This window comes from Gemmatimonadota bacterium (assembly GCA_016704275.1).
GTDB lineage: Bacteria > Gemmatimonadota > Gemmatimonadetes > Gemmatimonadales > GWC2-71-9 > Palsa-1233.
The window spans coordinates 656872-677601 of the sequence record JADJAK010000002.1 but is presented as its reverse complement, the minus strand read 5'-3'; the positions used below and the strand labels follow the sequence as shown (position 1 = coordinate 677601).

Below are 20730 nucleotides of genomic sequence, written 5' to 3'. Positions count from 1 at the left end.
CTCGCGACGCGCGTTCCCCTTGCGCCGCGTTCGGATCGCCCCAACATTGCGAGCACACCCGCCTGGAGGCCTACTGCCCATGGAGCCCTTCCTCAGCTCCGATGAGTACGACGAACAGGCCCACCAACTGTACAACGAAGCCCGCTACGACGACGCCCTCACGCTCCTGCGTGACGGGATCACCCGCTACCCTCAAGCCGTCGAATTGCACGTCGGCGTCGGTTACGCCCAGCTCGCCCGCGAGGAGTACGCGTGGGCCCGGCAGGCGTTCGAGCATGCCCTGCTGCTCGACCCCGAACAGGAAGATGCCCTCGCCGGCCTCGGCGAGACGCTGCTGGTGATCGGTCACATCGCGGCGGCGCTGCGCGCCTTCGAGCAGGTCGTCGCGCTCGGCTTCGACGACGACCACGAACTGATGCTGCAGATCGGCCGCGCGCTCTTTCGCGAGGGCTACTTCGTCGAGGCCAGGCGCACCTTCGAGCGGGTCCATTTCCACCATCCCGAGTCGCCGGAGATCGCCGCCTCCCTCGGCTACACCTCGCATCGCCTCGGGATGGATGCCGACGCCTATTACTGGCTGCGCCGCGCCCTCGAACTCGAATCGTCGTTCGCCGAACCGCGGATCTATCTCGCCAACATTCTCTACGACCGGGGCGAAGTCACCGCCGCGATGTTGCACTTCGCGCGCACGACGCCCGACGATCACTTCGACGACCTCGGTATCTGGCGCGTGATCGAGTTGCTCAAGACCGCACGGCAAGTGGGCGACGACGACTCCGAAGTGGCGGAGTGGCTCGAGCGCCTCGCCGAGCTGGGCAGTGAAGGCACGCCGGAGGACATGATCCTCGCCGAGATCGAGGGGATGCAGCCGGACGGCACCCCACGCGATCCGACCCAGCTCGAGCTCTTCGGCACCTTGATGCGCGACATCCCCGGGATGCAGCGCCGCCCGGCGATCGACGGCATGACCGGTGGCCACGTGATCGAGACGCTCGGCGGCCTGGCGCTGCGCGGCAGCTGGGATGAGCTCCTGCTGCAGTTGCAGGCGGTCGAGGGCGCCTGGGCCGATGGCACGATCACCGAGTTCATGCAGGCCTACGCCCGTCGGGGGGCCGCCGAGACCGGCGTGCGCATCCCGATCACCACGGCCGAGGCCTTCCTGCGCGGATCGGCCGAGGCAGGCGTCATTCGGATCGTGGAGTGATTCGATTCGAGTCGGTCTCCAAGTCCTACACCGCCCTCGTCTCCCGCAAGCGGGTCGATGCGCTGGCGGAGTTCACGCTGGAAATGGCGCGCGGCGAGGTGGTGGGGATCGCCGGCCCGAACGGGGCGGGGAAGTCCACCATGATCTCGCTGTTGATGGGGTTCCTGCACCCGACGTCGGGGCGGATCACCATTGACGGCGCCGCGCCGCGTCCCTGGGTGGAGCAGCACGGCGTGGGGTACCTGACCGAATTGGTGAACCTCCCGCCACGGTGGAAGGTGCCGACGACGGTGCGCCGCATGGCGACCCTTTCCGGCGTGGCGGCCGATGCCGTGGCCACCGAAAGCGCCGCGATGATGACGCGCCTCGGGCTCGACGAGCACGCCGGGAAGCGGATCAAGCAGCTCTCCAAGGGGAACCTGCAGCGCGTCGGCCTCGGACAGGCACTCATCGGTGACTTCGAGCTGGTCGTGCTCGACGAGCCGACGCACGGCCTCGATCCCCTCTGGACCCAGCGCTTCCGTGACGTGGTCCGCGCGTTGCGCCGCCCCGATCGGCTGGTGCTGATTGCCTCGCACAATCTCGACGAGCTCGAGATGCTGGCCGACCGGGTCGCGATCCTCGACCACGGCCGACTGCAGCGCGTCGTCGGCCACTCGACCGAAGAGCGCTCGGAGCAGTTGGCCTGGCGGCTGGTGCTCGAAGGGACCGTCGACGTTACCGCGGTGCTCCCGACCGCGACGCCGGTCGCCGGCCGCACCGGGACCTGGCGCTGCCTGGCCTCGCGCCGCGAATTGAGCACGGCGCTGGCCACGCTCCTGGCCAACGGCGCCGTGCTGGTGGAGTGCGTGCCCGAAGAAGGGCGCCTCGAATCGGCCTTCCGCGAGGCGGTGCAGCGATGACGCGCAATCGCTCGCCGTTCCGCTACCTCCCCGCCCACGTGATGGACGTCGCGCAGGGGCCGTTCGCGCTCTTTGCCACCGTGGCCCTCACCATCTGCGTGGTGATCTGGCGACTCGGTCGGAAGGACGCCAGCGCGATGGCCGATCCGTCGATCTTCGTGCGCCAGGTGGTCGCCGCGGTCCTGACGCTCGCCGTGCTGGTGGCGTCCGGCGGAGTCGCCGGCAACGACGTCGGGCGTGGCTACTATCGCGCCTGGTTCTCGAAGCCGATGGCACCGTGGTGGTTCTACCTGCAGCGGTGGCTGCTCGGCGGCGTGGCGGTGCTCTCGATTCCGGTGCTGCTCGGTGTTGGCCTGCAGCTCTTCTTCGGCAAGGGCACCGGCATCACCCTCGAGCTGATGCAGGTGACGGCGCTCGCCTATCTGCTGGTCGGGGGGACGGTGCTGCTGGCGTCGGTGTTCACCTCACGTGACTGGCTCTTCACCTTCGCGATCACCTTCACGCAGGCGCGGCTCGACGACATCATCAAGCTGATGGCGATGTCGAAGACCGAACCACCGACGATGCTGAGCTGGGCGCACACGCTGCTGCCGCCGTACCACCTGATCTCGCCGGTGAAGGGTCTCCCCGCGGGCGACGACCTGTTCCATGTGATCGGCTACGGCGTGGCCCTGGTGGCCGTGGCGCTGGTGCTCCTGGTGGTCAAGCCACTGGGGAGTGGTGGACGCGCGTGAGCGCGCACCCTACCGACGGCGTTCGGCGCGAGGTCCTGCCCAACGGAGTGACGCTGCTGGTGCAGCGCCGCCGTGCCGCGCCGGCCGCCGCCCTCGCCACCCACGTCCGCGCCGGTTTCCTCGATGAGCCCGACGAGGTGCAGGGGATCTCTCACGTCCTCGAGCACATGCTCTTCAAGGGGACACCGACGCTCGGCCCCGGTGAATTGGCGCGGCGCACCAAGGCGCTTGGCGGCTCGCTGAACGCCTACACCTCGTACGATCGCACCGTCTACTACGCCTCGGTTCCCGCACGCCACGCCGTCGAGGCGATGGCATTGCAGGCCGATCAGGTGCGCAATCCGCTCTTCGATGCCGACGAGTTGCGCCGCGAACTCGGCGTGATCATCCAGGAAGCGAAGCGGAAGCTCGACACGCCCGGTGCCGTGACCGGCGAGACGCTGCACGAGCTGTTGTACGACCATCACCGGATCCGTCGCTGGCGCATCGGCTACGAGGCCGTCCTCGAGGGCTTTCGCCGCGAGCAGGTCGCCGCGTATCACCGGTCGCGCTACATCCCGTCGCGCACCATCGTCTCGGTGGTCGCCGACCTCGACGAAGACGAGATGCTGGCGGCGCTGCGCGCCAACTGGGGCGACTGGTCCCTCCCCGCCGATCCGTTCGACGTCGGCCCGACCGAGAGCGGGCCCGCGACGCCTGGCGTCCGGCTGCTGCGCGGTGATGTGGCGATGGCCGATCTGGCACTCGGGTGGCGCGGGGTCGGCCCGCTCGATCCGCAGGTCCCGGCGCTCGATGTCCTCGGCACCATCCTCACCGGCGGCCGCGCGTCGCGATTGGCGCGCCTGCTGCGCGAGCCGGGGCTGGTGGCGGGTGTTGGTGCAGGGCACTACGGCACCACCGACGCCGATCGGCAGACCCCGGCGGGCGTCTTCGTCGTGGGCCTCGAGCTCGAGCCGAGCCGGATGCGCGAGGCGCTCGGCATCGTCGCCGCGACGATCCGCGCGGTGCGCGACGCTGGCCCCGACGCCGATGAGCTGGCGCGCGCGCAGACGCTGTTGCGCGTGCGGCTCCAGCGCCGGCTTGAGCGCTACGAGGCACGCGCCACCGCGCTCGCCGACGCCGAGGCCGAAGGCGACCTGACGCGACTGGATCGTGAGGAAGCCGAGATCATGGCGGTCACGGCGGCGCAGGTGCGCGACGCGGCGGCGCAGTGGGTCGACCCCAGTGCGGCATCGGCGGTGGCCTACTATCCGACCGCGAGCAGCGAGGCGTTCGACCTCGACCTGCTGACCGATGCGATGCGAGCTCCTGCCCGCGCCATGCCGGCGATGGCAGTGCCGAGCGCGCTCGTGCCGGTGCCGCGCGCACCGGTCGCGGGCACGCGGCGGCGCGAGCAGGGCGTGCTCCACGTGGCGTTGCCGGGGCTCGACCTGTTGGTGGCCAGGCACGGCGATGTCCCGCAGGTCGGCCTCAACGTCTACCGCCCGCGCGCCGCGGTTCGCGATCCGGCGCTCGCCGGCCTCGATGCCCTCGGCTTCCGGGCGTTGATGCGCGGCACCACGCGGCTCGATGCAGGGCAGTTGGCAGTGGCGATCGAGGCGCTCGGCGGGGTGCTCTCGCCGTCGGTCGGCGCCGATGTCCTCTCGCTCGGCACGACGGTGCTGGCGGAGCAGGTTGGCGCGGCCGCACGGCTGCTGGTCGAGGTGCTGACGACACCGCGTCTCGACGACGCGAGTGTCACCATCGAGCGCGATCTCATGCTCGACGACGCGCGGTCCGTCGCCGATGACATGGTGCGCTTCCCGTTCCAGTTGGTGCTCGGGCATGCCTTCGGCGATGTCGGCTACGGCGCCCCGACCCTCGGCAGCCCGGAGTCGCTCGACGCCTTCACGCCGGCGCGGGTGCGGCAGTGGCATGCCGACTTCGCATCGAGCGGCCCGATCACCGTCGTGGCCGTGGGCAATCAGGAGCCGGAGGCATTGGCCGACCTGCTCGTCGACGCCTTCGCGCCGCTCGTGTCGAGTGCGTTTCCCGCCGGCGTGCGGCCGCTCGTTGAGGTGGAGCCAATCCTCCCCGGCCTGCGCACGGCCAGCCGGGATCGGCAGCAATCGGCACTCGCGATGCTCTTTCCGGGACCGAATCGGGGCGACCCGACGCGGCACGCCGCCGAGGTGTGGGGCGCGATCGCGGGCGGGCTCGGCGGGCGGCTCTTCGAATCGCTGCGGAGCGCGCGGTCGCTGGCGTACACCGTGATGGCGTCGTCATGGCAGCGGCGGCGGGCGGGTGGGCTGCTCACCTACATCGCCATGGCCCCGGAACGGCTCGACGAGGCGCGCGAGGCGATGCTCGAGGAGCTGGCGGCCTTCCGCGCCGAGCCGCCCACGGCCGATGAACTCCATCGCGCCACGGCGATGCTGGCCGGGCAGGAGGAGGTCGCGAGGCAGTCGGCCGGCGCGGTGGCTGGTGAGATCGCGGATGCCTGGCTGTTGGGCGAGGGGCTGGCCGAGCTGGCCGATCCGGCGGCGCCGTACCGGGCGGTCACCCGCGAGGCGGTCCATGCCGTGGCGGCCGCCTTCGATCCGGCCACTCGGGCCGAGGGCGTCGTCGCGCCGGAGCGACCGGAGTAGCTTCCCGGGATGGCCGATCCTGTTGCCCCCCCACCACTCCGCCGCGGCTTCGCGCTGGCCGATGCGATCACCCTGGTCCGCATTCCGCTCGCGATCGCCTTCCCGATCCTCGGGGGGACGACCGAGCGGCTGGCATTGCTTGGGCTGGCCGCCGCCACCGACCTCGGCGACGGCGTGGTCGCGCGGCGCTACGGCGGGTCACGCATCGGGGCGGTGCTCGACCCGATCGTCGACAAGCTCTTCATGGCGGCGGCATTCGGGACGGTGCTCTGGAGTGGCGACCTGGCGTGGTGGGAAGTCACCGCGCTGTTGATGCGCGACATCGTCCTCTCGGTGGCCTTCTTCATCACGCTGGCGACGGGGCGAGGCACCGCGGTGCCGGCACGTTTCGGCGGCAAGGTGGTCACCCTGTTGCAGTTGTTGACCCTCCTCGCCTTCATTCTCAAGTCGTCGTACTTCCTGCGCCCGTTGGCGTGGGCCACGGCGGCGGTGGCACTGTACGCCATTTACGACTACAACCAGCCCTTCTTCAGGAAGCTGAACGCCAATGACTGATCCGAATCTCCGCTTTTCGCATCTCGACTGGACCGGCGGCATGCGCTTCACCGGCGGCGCGCCCGGTGGACCGACCATCAATCTCGATGGCGACGGCAAGGTCGCGCCCGGCCCGATGGTCGCCCTGCTCACGGCGATGGGTGGCTGCGCCGGCGCGGACGTCACGTCGATTCTCGAGAAGATGCAGGTCACGCTGACGAAGTTCACCATGGACCTGACCGGCCGCCGCAACGAGGAGCATCCGAAGCGCTACAATCACATCCTCTTCACCTTCACCCTCTCGGGCGAGGGGCTGACGCAGGCGAAGGCCGATCGGGCGGTGGAACTGAGCGTGACGAAGTACTGCTCGGTGATGCTGTCGCTGCGGGAGGATATCGTGGTGGAGACGAAGGTGATCGTCGAGTAGCGAGAAGCGAGAAGCGAGAAGCGAGAAGCGGGGCCCAGCGGAGAGATCTTCCCGTTGGGCCCCGCTTCTCGCTTCTCGCTTCTCGCTTCTCGAACTTAGCCGTCGCGTTCGCCGTCTCAACTTCGACTTCGACTTCCGCTTCGGCTTCCGTCTCCACGACCGTCTCGACGACGGCATCGGCGGGCGCGCGGCGAACCACGGGCTGGCAGAAGCGTTCACCGAGGACGCGGAGCTGACCCTGCTGCTCGGCGTTCAAGTCGGGGTAGCGGTCGGCGACGTACTGCATGGTGTCGTCCATCCACTCCTTCTGATGCTCCGGGGCGGCTTCGAGCACGCCGCAGCGGAGGATATGGCTGAACAGCTCATCCCGTGCCGCGTCGAACGCCGTGGGCATCGCCGGGGGCCGGGGGGCCGTCTTCTTCTTGGTCATTCGCCTTCCCTGAGTGTTGCTGGGGGCGACATTGCCCCCGGATCCATCGCTTTGGATACGCGCAATATAGGGAAAAAGTTCACCTGAAGGCAAACCGGCCCCCACGGTGCCCCGGGTTCTCGTTAGATTGGTCCCCGTCGCCGACCGCCACAGGCGGGGGCGCGAGCGCGGTTCACCAGGGCAGCCGCGCGCCCACCGAGCAGGCCCAGCCGGGCCCCGCGCTCGCCGGGGGGCGCGCCAGAGGACGTCATGGCGCAGGGTCAGAAGCCGTTCTACCTCGCACTCGGGGCGATTGCGATCGCCGGAGTCGGATTTCTCGCCTACCGGATGATGGGCGGCGGCGCCGTCTCGATTCCCGCCAACGTCGCCGTCACCGCGGCGGACACCTCCGGCTTCAACGGCTATCTCCTCGGCAGCCCCACCGCGCCGATCGAAATCTCCGAGTACGCCGACTTCACCTGCCCGGCCTGCGCCGCCTTCTCCACCGTCCAGTTCCCCGACATCCGGGCGCGACTGATCGAGACCGGGAAGGCGCGCTTCCGCTATCGGGATTTCCCGCTGGAGGGTGGCATTCACACCCACTCGCGCGTGGCGGCGCACTCGGTGGCCTGCGCCAACGACCAGGGGAAGTTCTGGGAACTTGCCGAGCGGCAGTTCCTGCATCAGTCCGAGTGGGCCCTCGCCGGCAGCGCCGTTTCGATCCTGAAGGGGTTGGCCAAGGAGGCAGGGGTCGACACCGGGCTGTGGCAGAGCTGCATGGAGTCCGCCAAGTACGCCGGTCGCATTCAGGCCTCGCTGGATGAAGGGGCGCGCATCGGCGTCGGCTCGACGCCCTCGTTCCTGATTGGCGGGCGGATCTACACTGGCCTCAACTCCGATGGCATGGTTCAGCTGGTCGACTCGCTGATCGCTGCCCAGGCCGGTACCAAGGCGCCGTGAGCCACGATCGCAAACCGCCCGAGGGGAAGGCGCTCGTCGGCCTGGCCCTCGCGGCGCTGGGCGTGGTCTACGGCGACATCGGGACCTCGCCGCTCTACGCACTCAAGGAGTGTTTCTCGGGGCCGCACGCCATCGCGCTGACCCATGAGAACGTGCTGGGGATCCTCTCGCTGATCTTCTGGTCGCTCAATTTCGTCGTCTCCTTCAAGTACATCTCGCTGGTCATGCGCGCCGACAACCGCGGCGAGGGCGGGATTCTCGCGCTTCTGGCGCTGGTCGCGCCCGGCGGCCAGTCGAAGGGCCGCGGCTTCGTGCTCATGGTCGGCCTGTTCGGCGCGGCGCTGCTCTACGGCGACGGCGTGATCACCCCCGCCATCTCGGTGCTCGGCGCCGTCGAGGGGCTCGAGGTGGCGACGCCGATCTTCAAGCATTGGGTCGTCCCGATGGCGTGCGTGATCATCACCGCGCTCTTCGCGGTGCAACGGCGCGGCACGGCCGGCATCGGCAAGATCTTCGGCCCGGTCACCACGATCTATTTCGTCTGCATCGCGGTGCTCGGCGTCCGCGGCATCTTGATGAACACCGAAGTGCTCCACGCGCTGAATCCCTGGTACGCGTTCGAGTTCTTCCTCCGCGAGCGGAGCCACGCGTTCGTCGTGCTCGCCGCCGTGGTGCTGGTGATCACTGGCGGCGAGGCGCTCTACGCCGACATGGGGCATATCGGGGCGCGCCCGATCCGGCTTGCCTGGTTCGTGGTGGTGCTGCCGGCGCTGGCACTCAACTACTTCGGGCAGGGGGCACTGCTGCTCACCGACCCCACGGCCGTCAGCAATCCGTTCTATCAGCTGGTGCCGTCGTGGGCACTGTATCCCATGATCGGGATCGCCACCGGCGCCGCCGTCGTCGCCTCGCAGGCGTTGATCTCCGGCGCCTTCTCGCTGACACAGCAGGCGATGCAACTCGGCTTCGCGCCGCGGATGCGCCTGATTCACACGTCGGCAACGGAGATCGGCCAGATCTACATGCCCGGCGTCAACTGGGCCCTCTGGGTGGCCTGCATCGCGCTCGTGCTCGCGTTCAAGTCCTCCACGGCGCTGGCGGCCACCTACGGCGTCGCCGTGACCGGCACCATGCTCACCACCTCGATCCTCTTTGCGATCGTGATGCTGAAGATCTGGCGCTGGCCGATGTGGCGCGTGGTGCTGATCACCGGCCTCTTCGTGGCGGTCGACGTCGCTTTCCTCGGCGCCAACCTGCTGAAGATCCCTGACGGCGGCTGGTTCCCGCTCGCCGCCGCCGGCGCGATCTACCTGCTGATGAGCACCTGGAAGCTCGGTCGCCGGCAGGTGACGGCGATGCTGCAGGAGTCGTCGTTGCCGCTCGACCTCTTCATCCCCGACGTGATCCGCCGCAAGCCGTATCGCGTCCCGGGCGTGTCAGTGGTGATGACCTCGATCCCCGACGTGGCGCCGCCGGTCCTGCTCCACCACCTGAAGCACAACAAGGTGCTGCACGAGCAGGTGATCCTGATGACGATCTCCTCCGAGCAGATTCCGCTGGTGCCGGACGCCGAGCGGGTGCAGGTGGTCGACAAGGGCGCCGGCTTCGTGCAGGTGTTCGCACGCTACGGCTTCCTCGAGTCGCCCAACGTCGCGGCGATCCTCGCCGCCACCGCGGAACAGCTGCCGCCGCCGACCGAAGGGAAGGTCCCCGCGCTGCGGCTCAACGAGGTGACCTTCTACCTCGGCCGCGAGACGCTCATCGTCGCCCCGCGCGACCGCAAGGGCGCCCGCACCCGCGCCGCCATGCCGGCGTGGCGCGCCACCCTCTTCTCGGTGATGAGCCGCAACGCGCAGAGCGCCGCCGGCTACTTCGGCTTGCCGCCGAATCGGGTGGTGGAGTTGGGGGCGCAGTTGCAGGTGTAGGGAAGGGGTCGTAAGTCGTAGGTCGTAGGTCGTAAGTCGAATATGTCATCCTGAGCGGAGCATCCCGAAGGGATGGGTAGTCGAAGTGCCCGCCCTGAACAAAGTGAAGGGACCTCTCTCCGAGCGCATCGGAAAGAGGTCCTTCGACTGCGCATCCCTACGGGATGCTTCGCTCAGGATGACAACTCTCCGAAGCGCCTCTAACGACTAACGACCAACGACCAACGACTAACGACTCAGCTCTCCAAGCTCTCATACTCATCCTTCAGCCTCGCCACCACCCCCGGATCCGCCAGCGTCGTCGTGTCGCCCAGTGCGCGCCCCTCGGCGATGTCGCGGAGCAGCCGGCGCATGATCTTGCCCGAGCGGGTCTTGGGCAGGTTGTCGGCAAAGCGGATGTCGTCGGGCTTGGCGATGGCGCCGATCTTGTGCGCCACGTGCTCGCGGAGCTCGTCGCGCATCTCGGAAGAGGCGTGGTGCCCCTCCTTGAGGGTCACGAACGCGGCGATCGCCTGCCCCTTCAGCTCGTGCGCCTTGCCCACCACCGCCGCCTCGGCGACGGCCGGATGGTCCACCAGCGCGCTCTCGACTTCCATGGTGCCGATGCGGTGGCCGGCGACGTTGAGCACGTCGTCGACGCGGCCGAGGATCCACCAGTAGCCATCGGCGTCGAGCTTGGCGCCGTCGCCGGCGAAGTAGCGGCCCGGAAAGCGGCTCCAGTAGGTCTCCTGGTAGCGCGCGTCGTCGCCGTAGATGGTGCGCAGCATCCCGGGCCACGGCGACTTGATGGTGAGGAAGCCCCCACCCATCGCCACGGGCGTGCCGTGGCTGTCGACCAGCTCCACCTCGATGCCGGGGAACGGCTTGGTCGCCGAGCCGGGCTTGGTGGTGACAACGCCCGGCGTCGGCGTGATCATGATCCCGCCGGTCTCGGTCTGCCACCAGGTGTCGACGATCGGACAGCGGCCGCGACCGATCTGTTCATGGTACCAGATCCACGCCTCCGGGTTGATCGGCTCACCCACGGTGCCGAGGAGGCGCAGGCGGGAGAGGTCGTGCCTGGCGGGGTGGTCGGTGCCCCACTTCATGAAGGCGCGGATCGCGGTCGGGGCGGTGTAGAAGACGGTCACGCCGTGGCGCTCGCACATCGACCAGAAGCGACCGCGATTGGGCCAATCCGGCGCGCCCTCGTACATCAGTACCGTCGCACCGTTGGCGAGCGGACCATACACCACGTACGAATGTCCGGTGACCCAGCCGATGTCGGCGGTACACCAGAAGACGTCGCCGGCCTTGAGGTCGAAGACGTGGCGCGTGGTGGCGGCCGCCTGCGTGAGGTAGCCGCCTGTGGTGTGGACGATCCCCTTCGGCTTCCCCGTGGTGCCCGAGGTGTAGAGGATGAAGAGCAGGTCCTCCGCCTCCATCTCCTCCGGTGCATTCACCGCGCTCTGTCCCTCGAGCATCCGGTGCCACCAGTGGTCGCGCCCTTCCTGCATCGGGCACTGGGTCGGGTCGACGCCGTGCCCGCGGTGCACCACCAGGACCGAGGTGATCGACGGGCAGTCGGCCAGCGCCTCATCGGCGAGCCGCTTGAGCGGCAGCACCTGCCCGCGCCGGAAGCCGCCGTCCGCCGTTATGCAGCAGACCGCCTGGGCGTCGTTGATCCGGTCGCGCAGCGATTCCGCCGAGAAGCCGCCGAAGACCACCGAGTGGACCGCGCCGATGCGGGCGCAGGCCAGCATCGCGATCGCCGCCTCGGGGATCATCGGGAGGTAGATCGCCACCCGGTCGCCCCGCGTCACGCCGAGGGCGAGCAGCGCGTTCGCGGCCTTGCAGACTTCCTGGTGCAGCTGCCAGTAGGTCAGGACCCGTTGGTCGCCCGGCTCTCCCTCCCAGATCAGCGCCGCCTGGTTCCGCCGCGCCCCGGTCAGGTGCCGGTCGACGCAGTTCACGGCGACGTTCAGCCGCCCACCCGAGAACCACTTGGCGTGGGGGAGCTTCCATTCGAGGACCGTGTGCCAGGGCGTGAACCAGTCCAGACGCTTCGCCTCGGCCTCCCAGAAGCCGAGCCGGTCGGCCGCGGCCTGGTCGTAGGTCGCCTCGGTGGTCACCGCGGCCGCCGCAAAGGCCGGGTCGGGCGGGAAACGACGCTCTTCGGAGAGGAGGGTCTGGAGCTGGTCGGACATGTTGGGATGCCGGTGTCTGAGGGAAGCTGGAAAGCTAGCGGGATTCGGGATGATCGATGATCGATGGTCGATGATCGATTGCAGCGATCTGTGGGATTTCAGGCCAGGTGTCCGTGGCGGCACCATCGATCATCGACCATCGATCATCGATCATCGACGATCGAGCATCGATCATCGATCATCCAACTGTCAATATTTCATACACTCCAGTCTCCTCGCCGTTTGGCAGACCTCTTGCTCCTGCCTCTACCCCAGATGCTTACATCGAGGGCTGGAGGCCCATGACCGTGACGACCGCGCAGCCATCACAGCGAGAGCTGCTTGCCCCACCGACCCTGGGGTTGGCGACTCGAGAAGCCTTTCGCCGGACGGCGAACGAGCTCCTCGACGAGCTGGCCGAGGGGAATGGGCAGCTGGTGGTGGACCTCTCCGGGACGCGGGAGGTCGACTCCTCGGGGCTGGGCGCGCTGGTCATGGTGCAGCGCCACGCCGCCGATCGGCGGCTGCAGGTCAAGCTCCGCGGCGTGACGCCGGAGTTGGAGTTCCTGCTGGTCCTCACCAAGCTCGACGATCTCTTCCTCTTCGAAAAGCCGCGCCCTGAGCGGTAACGGCGCGGCCGCCTGGCCGCGCTATACTTCCGGGATGCCATTGGCGCCCCGCTGCGGATGACCCCCGCCGACACTCCGTTGCTGCAGGTCCACCATCTCGAGCGTCGCTTCGGGGCGGTGGTCGCGTTGCGTGGGGTTGAGCTCCTCGTGGCCCCCGGCGAAGTGGTGCTGCTGCTGGGCCCGAACGGCGCCGGCAAGTCCACCCTCCTCCGCTGCATCGCGGGGCTCGCGCGCCCCACCAAGGGGCGGGTCGAGGTTCTCGGCCAGAACGTCCATGCCGATCCCGACGCACGCCGCGCGCTCGGATTGCTCTCCCATCAGTCGTTCCTCTATGAAGATCTCACGGCGCGGGAGAACCTGCGATTCGCGGCAGAGTTGCATGGACTCGACAGTGTCGCATCGCGTGTCGAGACGGCGCTAGCGGATGCGCGCCTCACCTCGCGTGCCGACTCGCGCGTGTTCGGATTTTCGCAGGGGATGTTGCAGCGGCTCGCCTTCGCGCGGGCCACGATGCACCAGCCGGCGCTGCTGTTGCTGGACGAACCGTTCACGGCGCTCGACGCCGCCGCCGCGCGGTCGCTCCGGGAGCGGGTGGCCGCCGAGCGCGATGCCGGGCGGGCCGTGGTCTGCGTGACGCACGAGCCGGCGGAGCTCTGGGAGCTGGCCACTCGGGTGATCGTGTTGCGGAGTGGCGTCGTCGTCGCCGATGAGCCGCGGCCGGACGACCTGGCGCAGTTCCGGACGGGCTACGATGCGCTGGTGACGCCATGAGCGTCGTCCGGATCGCGCTGCTGATTGCCGGGAAGGATCTCCGCATCGAGCGGCGGTCGCGCACCGCGATCCACACCGCCACCCTCTTCGCCGTCCTCGTGCTGCTGACGGTGGTCTTTGCGCGCGATGGCGGGTCCGTCTCGCTGGTGACGCTCGCCCCCTCGGTGCTCTGGATCACCATCGCGCTGGCGTCGTTGGTCGCGCTCAACCGGGCCTTCACGCTGGAGCGCGAGCACGCCGCCCTCGAGGGGATCCTCCTCGCCCCGGTGCCCCGGAGCGCGCTCTTCCTCGGGAAGTGGCTGGCCAACCTGGCGTTCGTCTCGCTGGTCCTGGCGATCACCTTCCCGCTCTGGATCCTCTTCTATGGGGTGGCGGTCACCCCGGCGCTGTTCCCGGTCGCCGGCGTCGCCGTCCTCGCGTCGATCGGCATCACCGCCATCGGCACCGTCTTCTCCGCGATGGCGGTCCGGACGCGGCACGCCGAGCTGCTGCTCCCGGTCCTGATGCTCCCCTTCCTCCTCCCGCCGATCTACTTCGCGGCGCAGAGCACGGTCCGCCTCCTCGGCGGCCGCCCCTTGGAAGAGCTCTGGGGATGGCTCAGATTCCTTGCCTTGTACGACCTCGCCTTCGCCATGCTGGCGGCGATGCTCTTTCCTGCGGTGGTGGACGAATGACTCTCGAGGCAGCATCGGCCAGTCGGCAGATCAGCCGCGGCCGGATCATGACCCTGGTCGGCGTGGTGTCGCTGATCGTCCTCTACGTGATGGCGCTGCAGTTGACGCCAACGGAGCGCTTTCAGGGACTGGCCCAGAAGATCTTCTACATCCATCCGCCCGCGGCGTACGCGATGCAGATGGCCTTCATCTTCACCGGCATCGCGTCGCTCCTCTACCTCCTGCTCCACGACGCCCGCTTCGACGTCTTCGCCGAGGCCTCGGCCGAAGTCGGCATGATGTTCGGCATCATCGTCGTGATCACCGGCCCGATCTGGGGTCGGCCGGTGTGGGGCACCTGGTGGGAGTGGGAACCACGGCTGACGTTCACCGTGATGGAGATCGTGCTCTTTGGCGGCTACTTCGCGCTCCGGGGCGCGGTGCGTGACCCCGCCGAGCGGGCCAAGTTCGCCGCGGTCATGGGGCTGATGGCGCTGGTGCTGGTGCCGTTCAACCACCTCACCGTCTATCTCTTCGCGTCGCAGCATCCGCAGCCGGTCGTCGTCAAGACGACCAAGCCGGAGCTGCCGTTCGAGATGCTGCGCACCTTCCTCACCGGCTTCGCGGTCTTCACCATCCTCTACCTCGGGCTCGTCATGCAGCGCTACGGCATCGGCGCCCGCCACGCCATCCAGGAGGCGGCCGATGCCTGATACCGGGAGCTACATGATCGCGGCGTATGTGGTGACGGCCGTGGTGGTGGGAGGATATGTCGTGAGTCTCTGGCGGAGAGGTAACAGCAAGGGATGATGGATGATGGATGATGGATGATGGATGCATGTTGTCATCCTGAGCGGAGCCCGCGCAGCGGGCGTAGTCGAAGGACCTCTTTCCCAGCGCGCGGAGAGAGGTCCTTCGACTGCGCAGCCCTGCGGGCTGCTACGCTCAGGATGACACGGTTAGTGGAGCATCCATCATCCATCATCCATCATCTGCTGTCTACGCGACGTCTTCCTTCGCCATCAGCACATGCTTCCACAGCAACGCCGCCACGACCGCGCCGACGATCGGCCCGATCCACCAGACGGCCTGCGCCTGCATGTTGCCGGCGATGATGGCGGGGCCGAAGGCGCGGGCCGGGTTGAGGGCGCCACCGGTGAGTGCGCCACCGACGACGATGCCGGGGATCAGCGTCAGGCCGATGCCAAAGCCCGCGATCTTCGGGGCGCTCTTCGAGACCGCCGTTGCCATCACGGCCGACATCAGGAAGAAGGTCAGGATCGCCTCGAGGGCGATGCCGGTGCCGAAGCTCATCGTGTTGTGCAACGCCGGCGCGCCGAAGTTCACCACGCGGCCGACATTCGGGGCCACGATGGTCTTGACGAGCAGCGCGCCGAGGAGGCCACCGGCCAGCTGCGCCATGACGTAGGCGAAGGCGTCGGCGGGGGCGATCTTCTTGATCGAGAGCAGCCCGATCGTGACCGCCGGGTTGCAGTGGCCGCCGGAGATCGCCGCCGTCGCCGAGATGGCGATGGCGAGGGCGATCGCGTGGACCACGGCGATCCCGAAGACGCCGTAATCAGCGCCCGGGAAGGAGTTCATCACGACCGCTCCGCACCCGAAGAAGATCAGGACGAAGGTGCCGAACATCTCGGCGAGGACACGGGGAAGCAGGGGACGCATCGGTCGAGTCATCCTGTTGGGGGTGGCAGGGATGCGAAAGAACTGCGCGAATCTACACTCCCGCCCGCCGGAGGAGGAGCGTCGCGTTGCACCCGCCAAAACCGAAGGAGTTCTTGAGCACCGCCCGCGGGGCCAGCGTCAGCCCCTCGGCGGGGAGCTGGCGCAGCCCGCCCGCCGGATCGGGGTCGAGGCAGTTGAGCGTCGGCGGAACCCAGCCGTCACGGATGCTGCGGCAGGCGATCGCCGTCTCGATGGCCCCCGAGGCGCCGAGCGCGTGGGCATGCCATCCCTTGGTGCCACTCACCGGCAGCGTGTCGGCGTGTGCACCGAAGACCTCGCGAATGGCGAGTGCCTCGGTGGCGTCGTTGAGCGTGGTCGAGGAGCCGTGGGCGTTGACCCACTCCACTTCCTCGGGCGCGCAGCCCGCCTCGGCCAGCGCCATCCGCATCGCCCGCGCCGCTTCGCGGCCGTCGGGGCGCGGTTGCGTCATGTGGTGCGCGTCGTTGGTGAGCCCCGCGCCCGCGATCTCGGCGTAGATGCGGGCGCCGCGCGCCTCGGCGTGCTCCAGCGATTCGAGGATCAGCACCGCCGACCCTTCGGCCATCACGAAGCCGTCGCGTCCGCTGTCGAAGGGCCGCGAGGCGGTGGCCGGGTCATCGTTGCGGGTGCTCATCGCGCGGATCAGCGAGAAGGAGCCGTAGCAGAGCGGATAGAGCGGCGCCTCGCTGCCCCCGGCGAGGATCACTTCGGCGTCACCCTGCGCGATCGCCCGAAAGCCCTGGGCAATAGCCAGCGTTCCCGACGCACAACTCATCGCATTGGTGCTGTTGACGCCGGAGACACCATGGGTGATGGCGATGTTGCACGACAGCGCGCCGCCGAAGACGGTGAGTGCGAGCAGGGGGTCGACCTCGCGCGGGCCGCCGGCGATGTACTTGAAGTTCTGCTCCTCGGCGAAGCCGATGCCGCCGAGCGCCGTCCCCATCATCACGCCGACGCGGTCCGCCGGTTCGCCGGCGAGGTCGAGCGCGGCGTCCTCGAGCGCGAGCCGGGTTGCCGCGAGCCCCAGCTGCGAGCAGCGATCGGTGCGGCGCGCCTGCCTGGGCGAGAGCATCGCCTCGGGATCGAAGTCGTTCACCTGTGCCGCGATGTGGGACCGAAAGGGCGACGAGTCGAAGCGGTCGATCCGTTGTACCGCGGAGGACCCAGTCTGCAGCCGCGACCAGACGGCGTCACTGCCGATGCCGATCGGCGTGATCAGCCCGATGCCGGTGACCACCACCCGGCGGCTCATAGGCCACGCTCCGCGGCGCGCGCCACGCCGGCCAGCGTCTGCTCGGCAATGCCATGCACGAACACCGGTCCGATCACGATCTCGGCGGCGATGCGGCGAATCAACGGCCAGGGGGGGCCGTCCCAGGTATGCACGATCGTCACGTCACTACCGCCGTCTGGCGTGGGGAGAATGCTCCAGAGCACATCCATTCCGGTGGTGATGCCACCGATGTGCCGGTACCGAACCTCGTGCTTCGGGGCGTCAACCCAGATCCGGCTGCGCCACCAGGTGGGCCAGTTGAGCGGGCCGCCGAAGCGGCGATACGCCGACATCTCGACGATGCCATCGCCGCCCGGCTCGCCCTCGGTGCGCGTCACGTAGCGGTAGTGCGGCAGGATGTCGGGCCACTGCTCCACGAGCGCGGCGTGCGGCCAGACGCGCTCGGGTGGCGCCTGCACGAGGCGCCGATCGACGACGCGCATCATCGGTCGGTCCGCCACGCGGCAATGACGCGCGCGCCCGGAAGGCGCCAGACGTCGACGTCGTGGCCAGTCGCCTCGCGCGCGATCGCACGCAATGCCGCGGGATGCAGCCCGCGCGCCAGCGACACCACGCCATCGCTTACCGTGAGCGGATGCATGCGCAGGAACGGCCCCGCGAGCCGATACCCCAGCGCGGCAAGCGGCGACGGCCGCAGGTCGGCGATCACCACACCGCGTCGGGCGATCGCATCGCACTCGGCGAGGAGCCGCACCGCGGACGGGCGGTCGAGGTGGTGCACCATCTGGCTCACCAGCACGATGTCGACACCCTTGCGGCGGATCGGCAGGCTGCCTGCGCAGCCGAGCAGCACGGGGAGTCCGCCGCGTTGCGCCAACTGTGCGGCGGCCGGGATCCGTTCCAGGCCGGTCGGGACGATCGTCACGCCACGCTTGGCGGCCCAGCGCACGGCATCGTGCGGCAGGTCGCCGGCGCCGGTGCCGATGTCGAGCAGTGTCAGCGTGCGGCCCGCGTCACCGGCGTCGAGGAGTCGGCGCAGGCCGGCGCGCATCGCGAGCCGCCCGCCGAACCAGCGATTGCTCCGCGCAATGTCGACCAGCATCCGCTCGACCAGCGCCGGCGGCGTGGTGGGGTCGTCCAGCGCTTCGTGGCCGACCGGCGACAGCGTGAGTGTGGCGCTCACTTTTAGAGGGTGTCGGGCTCGGTGTAGCCGCCGCGATAGTAGAGCAGCGGACGGCCATGCTCGGCGGAGGCGCCACCGACCACCTGCCCGATGATCAGCGTGTGGTCGCCCGCCTCGACGGTGTTGACGCGTTCGCAGCAGATGTGGGCCAGCGCGCCATCGAGCAGGATGCGGCCGAGTGCGTCGGGCGTGAAGCCGATCCCCTCGAAGCGATCCGGGTTGCCGGAAGCGAAGCGACGCGACAACGACTCCTGGTGCGCCTCGAGGATGTTGATGGTGTAGTGCGTGGCGCCGAGCAACACCTCGTGCATCGACGCCGCGCGGTCGATCGCCAGCAGCACCAGCGGCGGCTCGAGCGAGACCGAGGTGAAGGAATTCACCGTCATCCCCGCCGGCCGCCCCTCGGCGTCGCGCGCGGTGACCACGGCGATCCCGGTGGCGAAGCGACCACAGAGTTGACGGAAATCGTAGCCATCCATACGAGGGACCTTTCGAGAAGCGAGAAGCGAGAAGCGAGAAGCGAACGGCGTTATCGGTGACCAGTGACCCGTGACCCGTGACCCGTGGGTTGTTCCTGGTGACAGGTCACAGGTTACAGGTCACTTCCCCACATCTACACAATCATCTTCCCAAGAAACCACGGATTCACCACCCGCCACGGCGACACGAAATCTCCCGTCACGCCGATCAGCGTATCGGCCATCCCGCGGCGGTCGAGGCGTGCCACGGCGCGGTCGAAGAGGCGCGGTGACAGCATGGCGTACCCGATGAGGCGCTCGACGATCCACTTGCCGAGAAAGGCGCGCCGGCGGGCGTGGCGGTAACCGGCCAACTGCGCGGTGGTGATCGCCGCGTTGGCGCGGAGCGCGCCGTCGAGCGTCTCGGCGGCGAGCGCCGCGCCGGCCAGTGCGCTGCAGACGCCTTCGCCGGTGAACGGATCGAAGAAGTCGGCAGCATCTCCTACCAGCAGGAGGCCGTCGGCGGTGCTCCGGCGTGACGACGCGGCGAACGGTCCGGTCACCATCACCTCGCGCACGGTGCGCGCCACGTCGACTCGACCGCGGACGCTGGGGAATGTCTCGAGTTGCCGATGGAAGAACCCCGCGGCGTCGCCGCGCGCCTCTGCCGCCAACGCGGCAGGAACCACCAAGGCAACGTTGGCGATGTTGTCACCCAAAGGATTGAGTCCGACATAGCCCGCCTTCCCGACATGCATCTCGGCGACACGGCCGAGGCCGGTGACGCCCTCGACGTGTGCGACGAACGCCACCCGCTTGAGCCAGCCCTGCCGATGCAGCCCGGCCTGCCGTGCCACGACGCTGCGCAGGCCATCGGCGCCGACGACGCAACGCGCCGTGACGGCGTGGCGCCTGCCCGCTGCGTCTTCGAGGGTGCTGGTCCGGCCGTGGGGTCCCATGGCACTGAGGACGCGCAGCGTCGTCTCCTCGTGCACCGTCACCCCCGCGGCGCGTGCGGCGTCGAGGAGGGTGGCGTCGAGAATGCGGCGCGGCATCGCCAGGCCGGTCGATCGAAAGGGGGAGCCGCCGGCATCCGCGAAGCGGCCGATCAACGACGCACCGTGGGCGGCACGCACGCGGGTGCCTTCGAGTGCGGTGCGACCGTGCGCGTCGAGGGTGTCCAACACGCCGAGCGTCGCGAGGTGGCGCACCGTTTCGGGGGAGAGGTATTCGGAGCAGGCCTTCTCGCGCGGGAAGCGGGCGCGGTCGATCAGCGTCACGGCGTGGCCGGCGCGGGCCAGGTGGATCGCGGTGGCGCTGCCGGCCGGCCCTGCGCCGACGATCACCACACCGGCACGCTCAGCCACTTGCCGGCCCGTTCGCGAGGAGCGCGGCGATCCGCGCCCGCAGCGCCTCGGGGCACTCGGTGCCGGCACCGAGCCGCTGCAGCCGACTGCGGAAGGCCTGCTCGTACCGGCCGATCTGGGTGCAGTGCCGACAGCGGGTCAGGTGGCCCTGCATCCGCTCGACGCTCTCCACCGGCAACTCGCCGCGCAGGAAGGCGTCGAGCTCGGCGAGCGCGTCGGTGCAATTCAATTCCGGGTCGCTCATGGGGTCGGCTCCGTGGGGCGGATCAGTCCGCTCTCTTCGGCATAACGCCGCAACTGCCCCTGCAGGATCCGTCGGGCGCGGAAGATCCGCGACTTCACGGTCCCGAGCGGGATGCCGAGGGCCTCGGCGACTTCGGCGTAGGGCATTCCTTCGAGGTCGCTCAAGACCACCACCTCGCGGAACTCCTCGGGGAGTTGGTCGAGCGCCGCCAGGACCTCGTCGTCCACCAGCTCGGCGAAGAAGCGCCCTTCGGGGTCCGGATCGGCCAGGTCGGGCAGCTCCGGGATCGCCTCGACATCGACCGGCTGGGCGCCACGCCGCGCGCTGCGCCAACCGGTGATGAACTGGTTGCGGAGGATGGTCACCAACCAGGCGCGTGCGTTGCTGCCGGGGCGGAATGAGCCCCACGCCCGCAACGCGCGGAGCATGGTGTCCTGCACCAGATCTTCCGCGGCGGCCGGATTGGTGGTCAGCCGCAGCGCCACCCGGTAGAGGGTGTCGAGGTGAGGGAGGGCTTCGGATTCGAAGCTGGGCGTGGGGGTCGCCATGGCAGGAAGGATAGGCGAGAAGCGTGACCAG

At 69.0% G+C, this 20730-nt stretch carries 21 protein-coding genes; 12 read left to right on the top strand and 9 right to left on the bottom strand.

Features of this window, described 5'->3' with window-relative positions:
* Positions 1 to 79: 79 nt before the first annotated feature.
* The 8 genes from IPG05_06880 to IPG05_06845 all read left to right on the top strand — a co-directional run bounded on the left by IPG05_06880 (position 80) and on the right by IPG05_06845 (position 9722).
* The gene (locus IPG05_06880; protein ID MBK6494813.1) at positions 80 to 1204 is read left to right on the top strand and encodes a tetratricopeptide repeat protein; all 1125 of its coding nucleotides are present in this window, start codon (positions 80 to 82) and stop codon (positions 1202 to 1204) included.
* Positions 1201 to 2106, top strand: a complete 906-nt coding sequence (locus IPG05_06875; protein MBK6494812.1) for an ABC transporter ATP-binding protein — start codon at positions 1201 to 1203, stop codon at positions 2104 to 2106. Before IPG05_06880 ends, IPG05_06875 begins: the two co-directional genes overlap by 4 nt.
* A complete protein-coding gene (locus IPG05_06870) occupies positions 2103 to 2840 on the top strand; it encodes a hypothetical protein (GenBank protein MBK6494811.1) in 738 nt (245 codons plus the stop codon). The genes IPG05_06875 and IPG05_06870 overlap by 4 nt, the downstream gene beginning before the upstream one ends.
* Complete coding sequence (locus IPG05_06865; GenBank protein ID MBK6494810.1) at positions 2837 to 5467, top strand: insulinase family protein; 2631 nt, start codon at positions 2837 to 2839, stop codon at positions 5465 to 5467. Before IPG05_06870 ends, IPG05_06865 begins: the two co-directional genes overlap by 4 nt.
* Positions 5468 to 5476: 9 nt before the next feature.
* Positions 5477 to 6022: a CDP-alcohol phosphatidyltransferase family protein gene (locus IPG05_06860; GenBank protein MBK6494809.1), complete on the top strand. Its 546-nt coding sequence runs from the start codon at positions 5477 to 5479 to the stop codon at positions 6020 to 6022.
* Complete coding sequence (locus IPG05_06855) at positions 6015 to 6428, top strand: OsmC family protein (GenBank protein MBK6494808.1); 414 nt, start codon at positions 6015 to 6017, stop codon at positions 6426 to 6428. The genes IPG05_06860 and IPG05_06855 overlap by 8 nt, the downstream gene beginning before the upstream one ends.
* Before the next feature lie 679 nt (positions 6429 to 7107).
* Positions 7108 to 7797 (top strand): thioredoxin domain-containing protein, encoded by a 690-nt coding sequence (locus tag IPG05_06850; protein MBK6494807.1) that lies wholly within the window; start codon positions 7108 to 7110, stop codon positions 7795 to 7797.
* Entirely contained in the window at positions 7794 to 9722 is a 1929-nt protein-coding gene (locus tag IPG05_06845; protein MBK6494806.1) for a potassium transporter Kup, read from the top strand. Before IPG05_06850 ends, IPG05_06845 begins: the two co-directional genes overlap by 4 nt.
* 236 nt (positions 9723 to 9958) lie before the next feature.
* Here IPG05_06845 and acs read toward each other — a convergent pair whose 3' ends face one another.
* Entirely contained in the window at positions 9959 to 11908 is a 1950-nt protein-coding gene (gene acs, locus IPG05_06840; GenBank protein ID MBK6494805.1) for an acetate--CoA ligase, read from the bottom strand.
* Positions 11909 to 12189: 281 nt separating this feature from the next.
* Between acs and IPG05_06835 the strand changes: the two genes are divergently transcribed.
* Genes IPG05_06835 through ccsA form a run of 4 tightly spaced genes read left to right on the top strand, consistent with a single transcriptional unit; the run spans position 12190 to position 14653 of the window.
* Positions 12190 to 12516 carry an STAS domain-containing protein gene (locus tag IPG05_06835; GenBank protein ID MBK6494804.1) on the top strand — a complete coding sequence of 109 codons (327 nt, stop codon included), beginning with the start codon at positions 12190 to 12192 and terminating at the stop codon, positions 12514 to 12516.
* Between the two features lie 57 nt (positions 12517 to 12573).
* A complete protein-coding gene (gene ccmA, locus IPG05_06830) occupies positions 12574 to 13287 on the top strand; it encodes a heme ABC exporter ATP-binding protein CcmA (protein ID MBK6494803.1) in 714 nt (237 codons plus the stop codon).
* Positions 13284 to 13961 carry a heme exporter protein CcmB gene (locus tag IPG05_06825; protein MBK6494802.1) on the top strand — a complete coding sequence of 226 codons (678 nt, stop codon included), beginning with the start codon at positions 13284 to 13286 and terminating at the stop codon, positions 13959 to 13961. Before ccmA ends, IPG05_06825 begins: the two co-directional genes overlap by 4 nt.
* Entirely contained in the window at positions 13958 to 14653 is a 696-nt protein-coding gene (gene ccsA / locus IPG05_06820) for a cytochrome c biogenesis protein CcsA (GenBank protein MBK6494801.1), read from the top strand. Before IPG05_06825 ends, ccsA begins: the two co-directional genes overlap by 4 nt.
* Before the next feature lie 286 nt (positions 14654 to 14939).
* On the opposite strand, the gene IPG05_06815 is transcribed toward ccsA, so the two are convergent.
* The 8 genes from IPG05_06815 to IPG05_06780 all read right to left on the bottom strand — a co-directional run bounded on the left by IPG05_06815 (position 14940) and on the right by IPG05_06780 (position 20699).
* Complete coding sequence (locus tag IPG05_06815) at positions 14940 to 15623, bottom strand: aquaporin (protein MBK6494800.1); 684 nt, start codon at positions 15621 to 15623, stop codon at positions 14940 to 14942.
* A gap of 52 nt (positions 15624 to 15675) precedes the next feature.
* On the bottom strand, positions 15676 to 16917 hold the full coding sequence (locus IPG05_06810) for a beta-ketoacyl-ACP synthase II (protein MBK6494799.1): 1242 nt from the start codon (positions 16915 to 16917) through the stop codon (positions 15676 to 15678).
* Entirely contained in the window at positions 16914 to 17384 is a 471-nt protein-coding gene (locus IPG05_06805) for an SRPBCC family protein (protein MBK6494798.1), read from the bottom strand. The genes IPG05_06810 and IPG05_06805 overlap by 4 nt, the downstream gene beginning before the upstream one ends.
* The gene (locus IPG05_06800; protein ID MBK6494797.1) at positions 17381 to 18082 is read right to left on the bottom strand and encodes a methyltransferase domain-containing protein; all 702 of its coding nucleotides are present in this window, start codon (positions 18080 to 18082) and stop codon (positions 17381 to 17383) included. The genes IPG05_06805 and IPG05_06800 overlap by 4 nt, the downstream gene beginning before the upstream one ends.
* Before the next feature lie 2 nt (positions 18083 to 18084).
* Positions 18085 to 18561, bottom strand: coding sequence for a flavin reductase family protein (locus IPG05_06795; protein ID MBK6494796.1), 477 nt, complete (start codon positions 18559 to 18561; stop codon positions 18085 to 18087).
* Positions 18562 to 18695: 134 nt separating this feature from the next.
* The gene (locus tag IPG05_06790) at positions 18696 to 19907 is read right to left on the bottom strand and encodes an FAD-dependent oxidoreductase (protein ID MBK6494795.1); all 1212 of its coding nucleotides are present in this window, start codon (positions 19905 to 19907) and stop codon (positions 18696 to 18698) included.
* Positions 19900 to 20151: a zf-HC2 domain-containing protein gene (locus tag IPG05_06785; protein ID MBK6494794.1), complete on the bottom strand. Its 252-nt coding sequence runs from the start codon at positions 20149 to 20151 to the stop codon at positions 19900 to 19902. Before IPG05_06785 ends, IPG05_06790 begins: the two co-directional genes overlap by 8 nt.
* On the bottom strand, positions 20148 to 20699 hold the full coding sequence (locus IPG05_06780; protein ID MBK6494793.1) for a sigma-70 family RNA polymerase sigma factor: 552 nt from the start codon (positions 20697 to 20699) through the stop codon (positions 20148 to 20150). Before IPG05_06780 ends, IPG05_06785 begins: the two co-directional genes overlap by 4 nt.
* Between the last annotated feature and the right edge of the window lie 31 nt (positions 20700 to 20730).

Bases quoted from the DNA above. Each gene is read 5' to 3' on its own strand.
- IPG05_06880 (MBK6494813.1), top strand. From the start codon at position 80: ATGGAGCCCTTCCTCAGCTCCGATGAGTACGACGAACAGGCCCACCAA.
- IPG05_06870 (MBK6494811.1), top strand. From the start codon at position 2,103: ATGACGCGCAATCGCTCGCCGTTCCGCTACCTCCCCGCCCACGTGATG.
- IPG05_06860 (MBK6494809.1), top strand. From the start codon at position 5,477: ATGGCCGATCCTGTTGCCCCCCCACCACTCCGCCGCGGCTTCGCGCTG.
- IPG05_06855 (MBK6494808.1), top strand. From the start codon at position 6,015: ATGACTGATCCGAATCTCCGCTTTTCGCATCTCGACTGGACCGGCGGC.
- IPG05_06850 (MBK6494807.1), top strand. From the start codon at position 7,108: ATGGCGCAGGGTCAGAAGCCGTTCTACCTCGCACTCGGGGCGATTGCG.
- acs (MBK6494805.1), bottom strand. From the start codon at position 11,908: ATGTCCGACCAGCTCCAGACCCTCCTCTCCGAAGAGCGTCGTTTCCCG.
- IPG05_06835 (MBK6494804.1), top strand. From the start codon at position 12,190: ATGACCGTGACGACCGCGCAGCCATCACAGCGAGAGCTGCTTGCCCCA.
- ccmA (MBK6494803.1), top strand. From the start codon at position 12,574: ATGACCCCCGCCGACACTCCGTTGCTGCAGGTCCACCATCTCGAGCGT.
- IPG05_06825 (MBK6494802.1), top strand. From the start codon at position 13,284: ATGAGCGTCGTCCGGATCGCGCTGCTGATTGCCGGGAAGGATCTCCGC.
- ccsA (MBK6494801.1), top strand. From the start codon at position 13,958: ATGACTCTCGAGGCAGCATCGGCCAGTCGGCAGATCAGCCGCGGCCGG.
- IPG05_06815 (MBK6494800.1), bottom strand. From the start codon at position 15,623: ATGCGTCCCCTGCTTCCCCGTGTCCTCGCCGAGATGTTCGGCACCTTC.
- IPG05_06810 (MBK6494799.1), bottom strand. From the start codon at position 16,917: ATGAGCCGCCGGGTGGTGGTCACCGGCATCGGGCTGATCACGCCGATC.
- IPG05_06805 (MBK6494798.1), bottom strand. From the start codon at position 17,384: ATGATGCGCGTCGTCGATCGGCGCCTCGTGCAGGCGCCACCCGAGCGC.
- IPG05_06795 (MBK6494796.1), bottom strand. From the start codon at position 18,561: ATGGATGGCTACGATTTCCGTCAACTCTGTGGTCGCTTCGCCACCGGG.
- IPG05_06785 (MBK6494794.1), bottom strand. From the start codon at position 20,151: ATGAGCGACCCGGAATTGAATTGCACCGACGCGCTCGCCGAGCTCGAC.
- IPG05_06780 (MBK6494793.1), bottom strand. From the start codon at position 20,699: ATGGCGACCCCCACGCCCAGCTTCGAATCCGAAGCCCTCCCTCACCTC.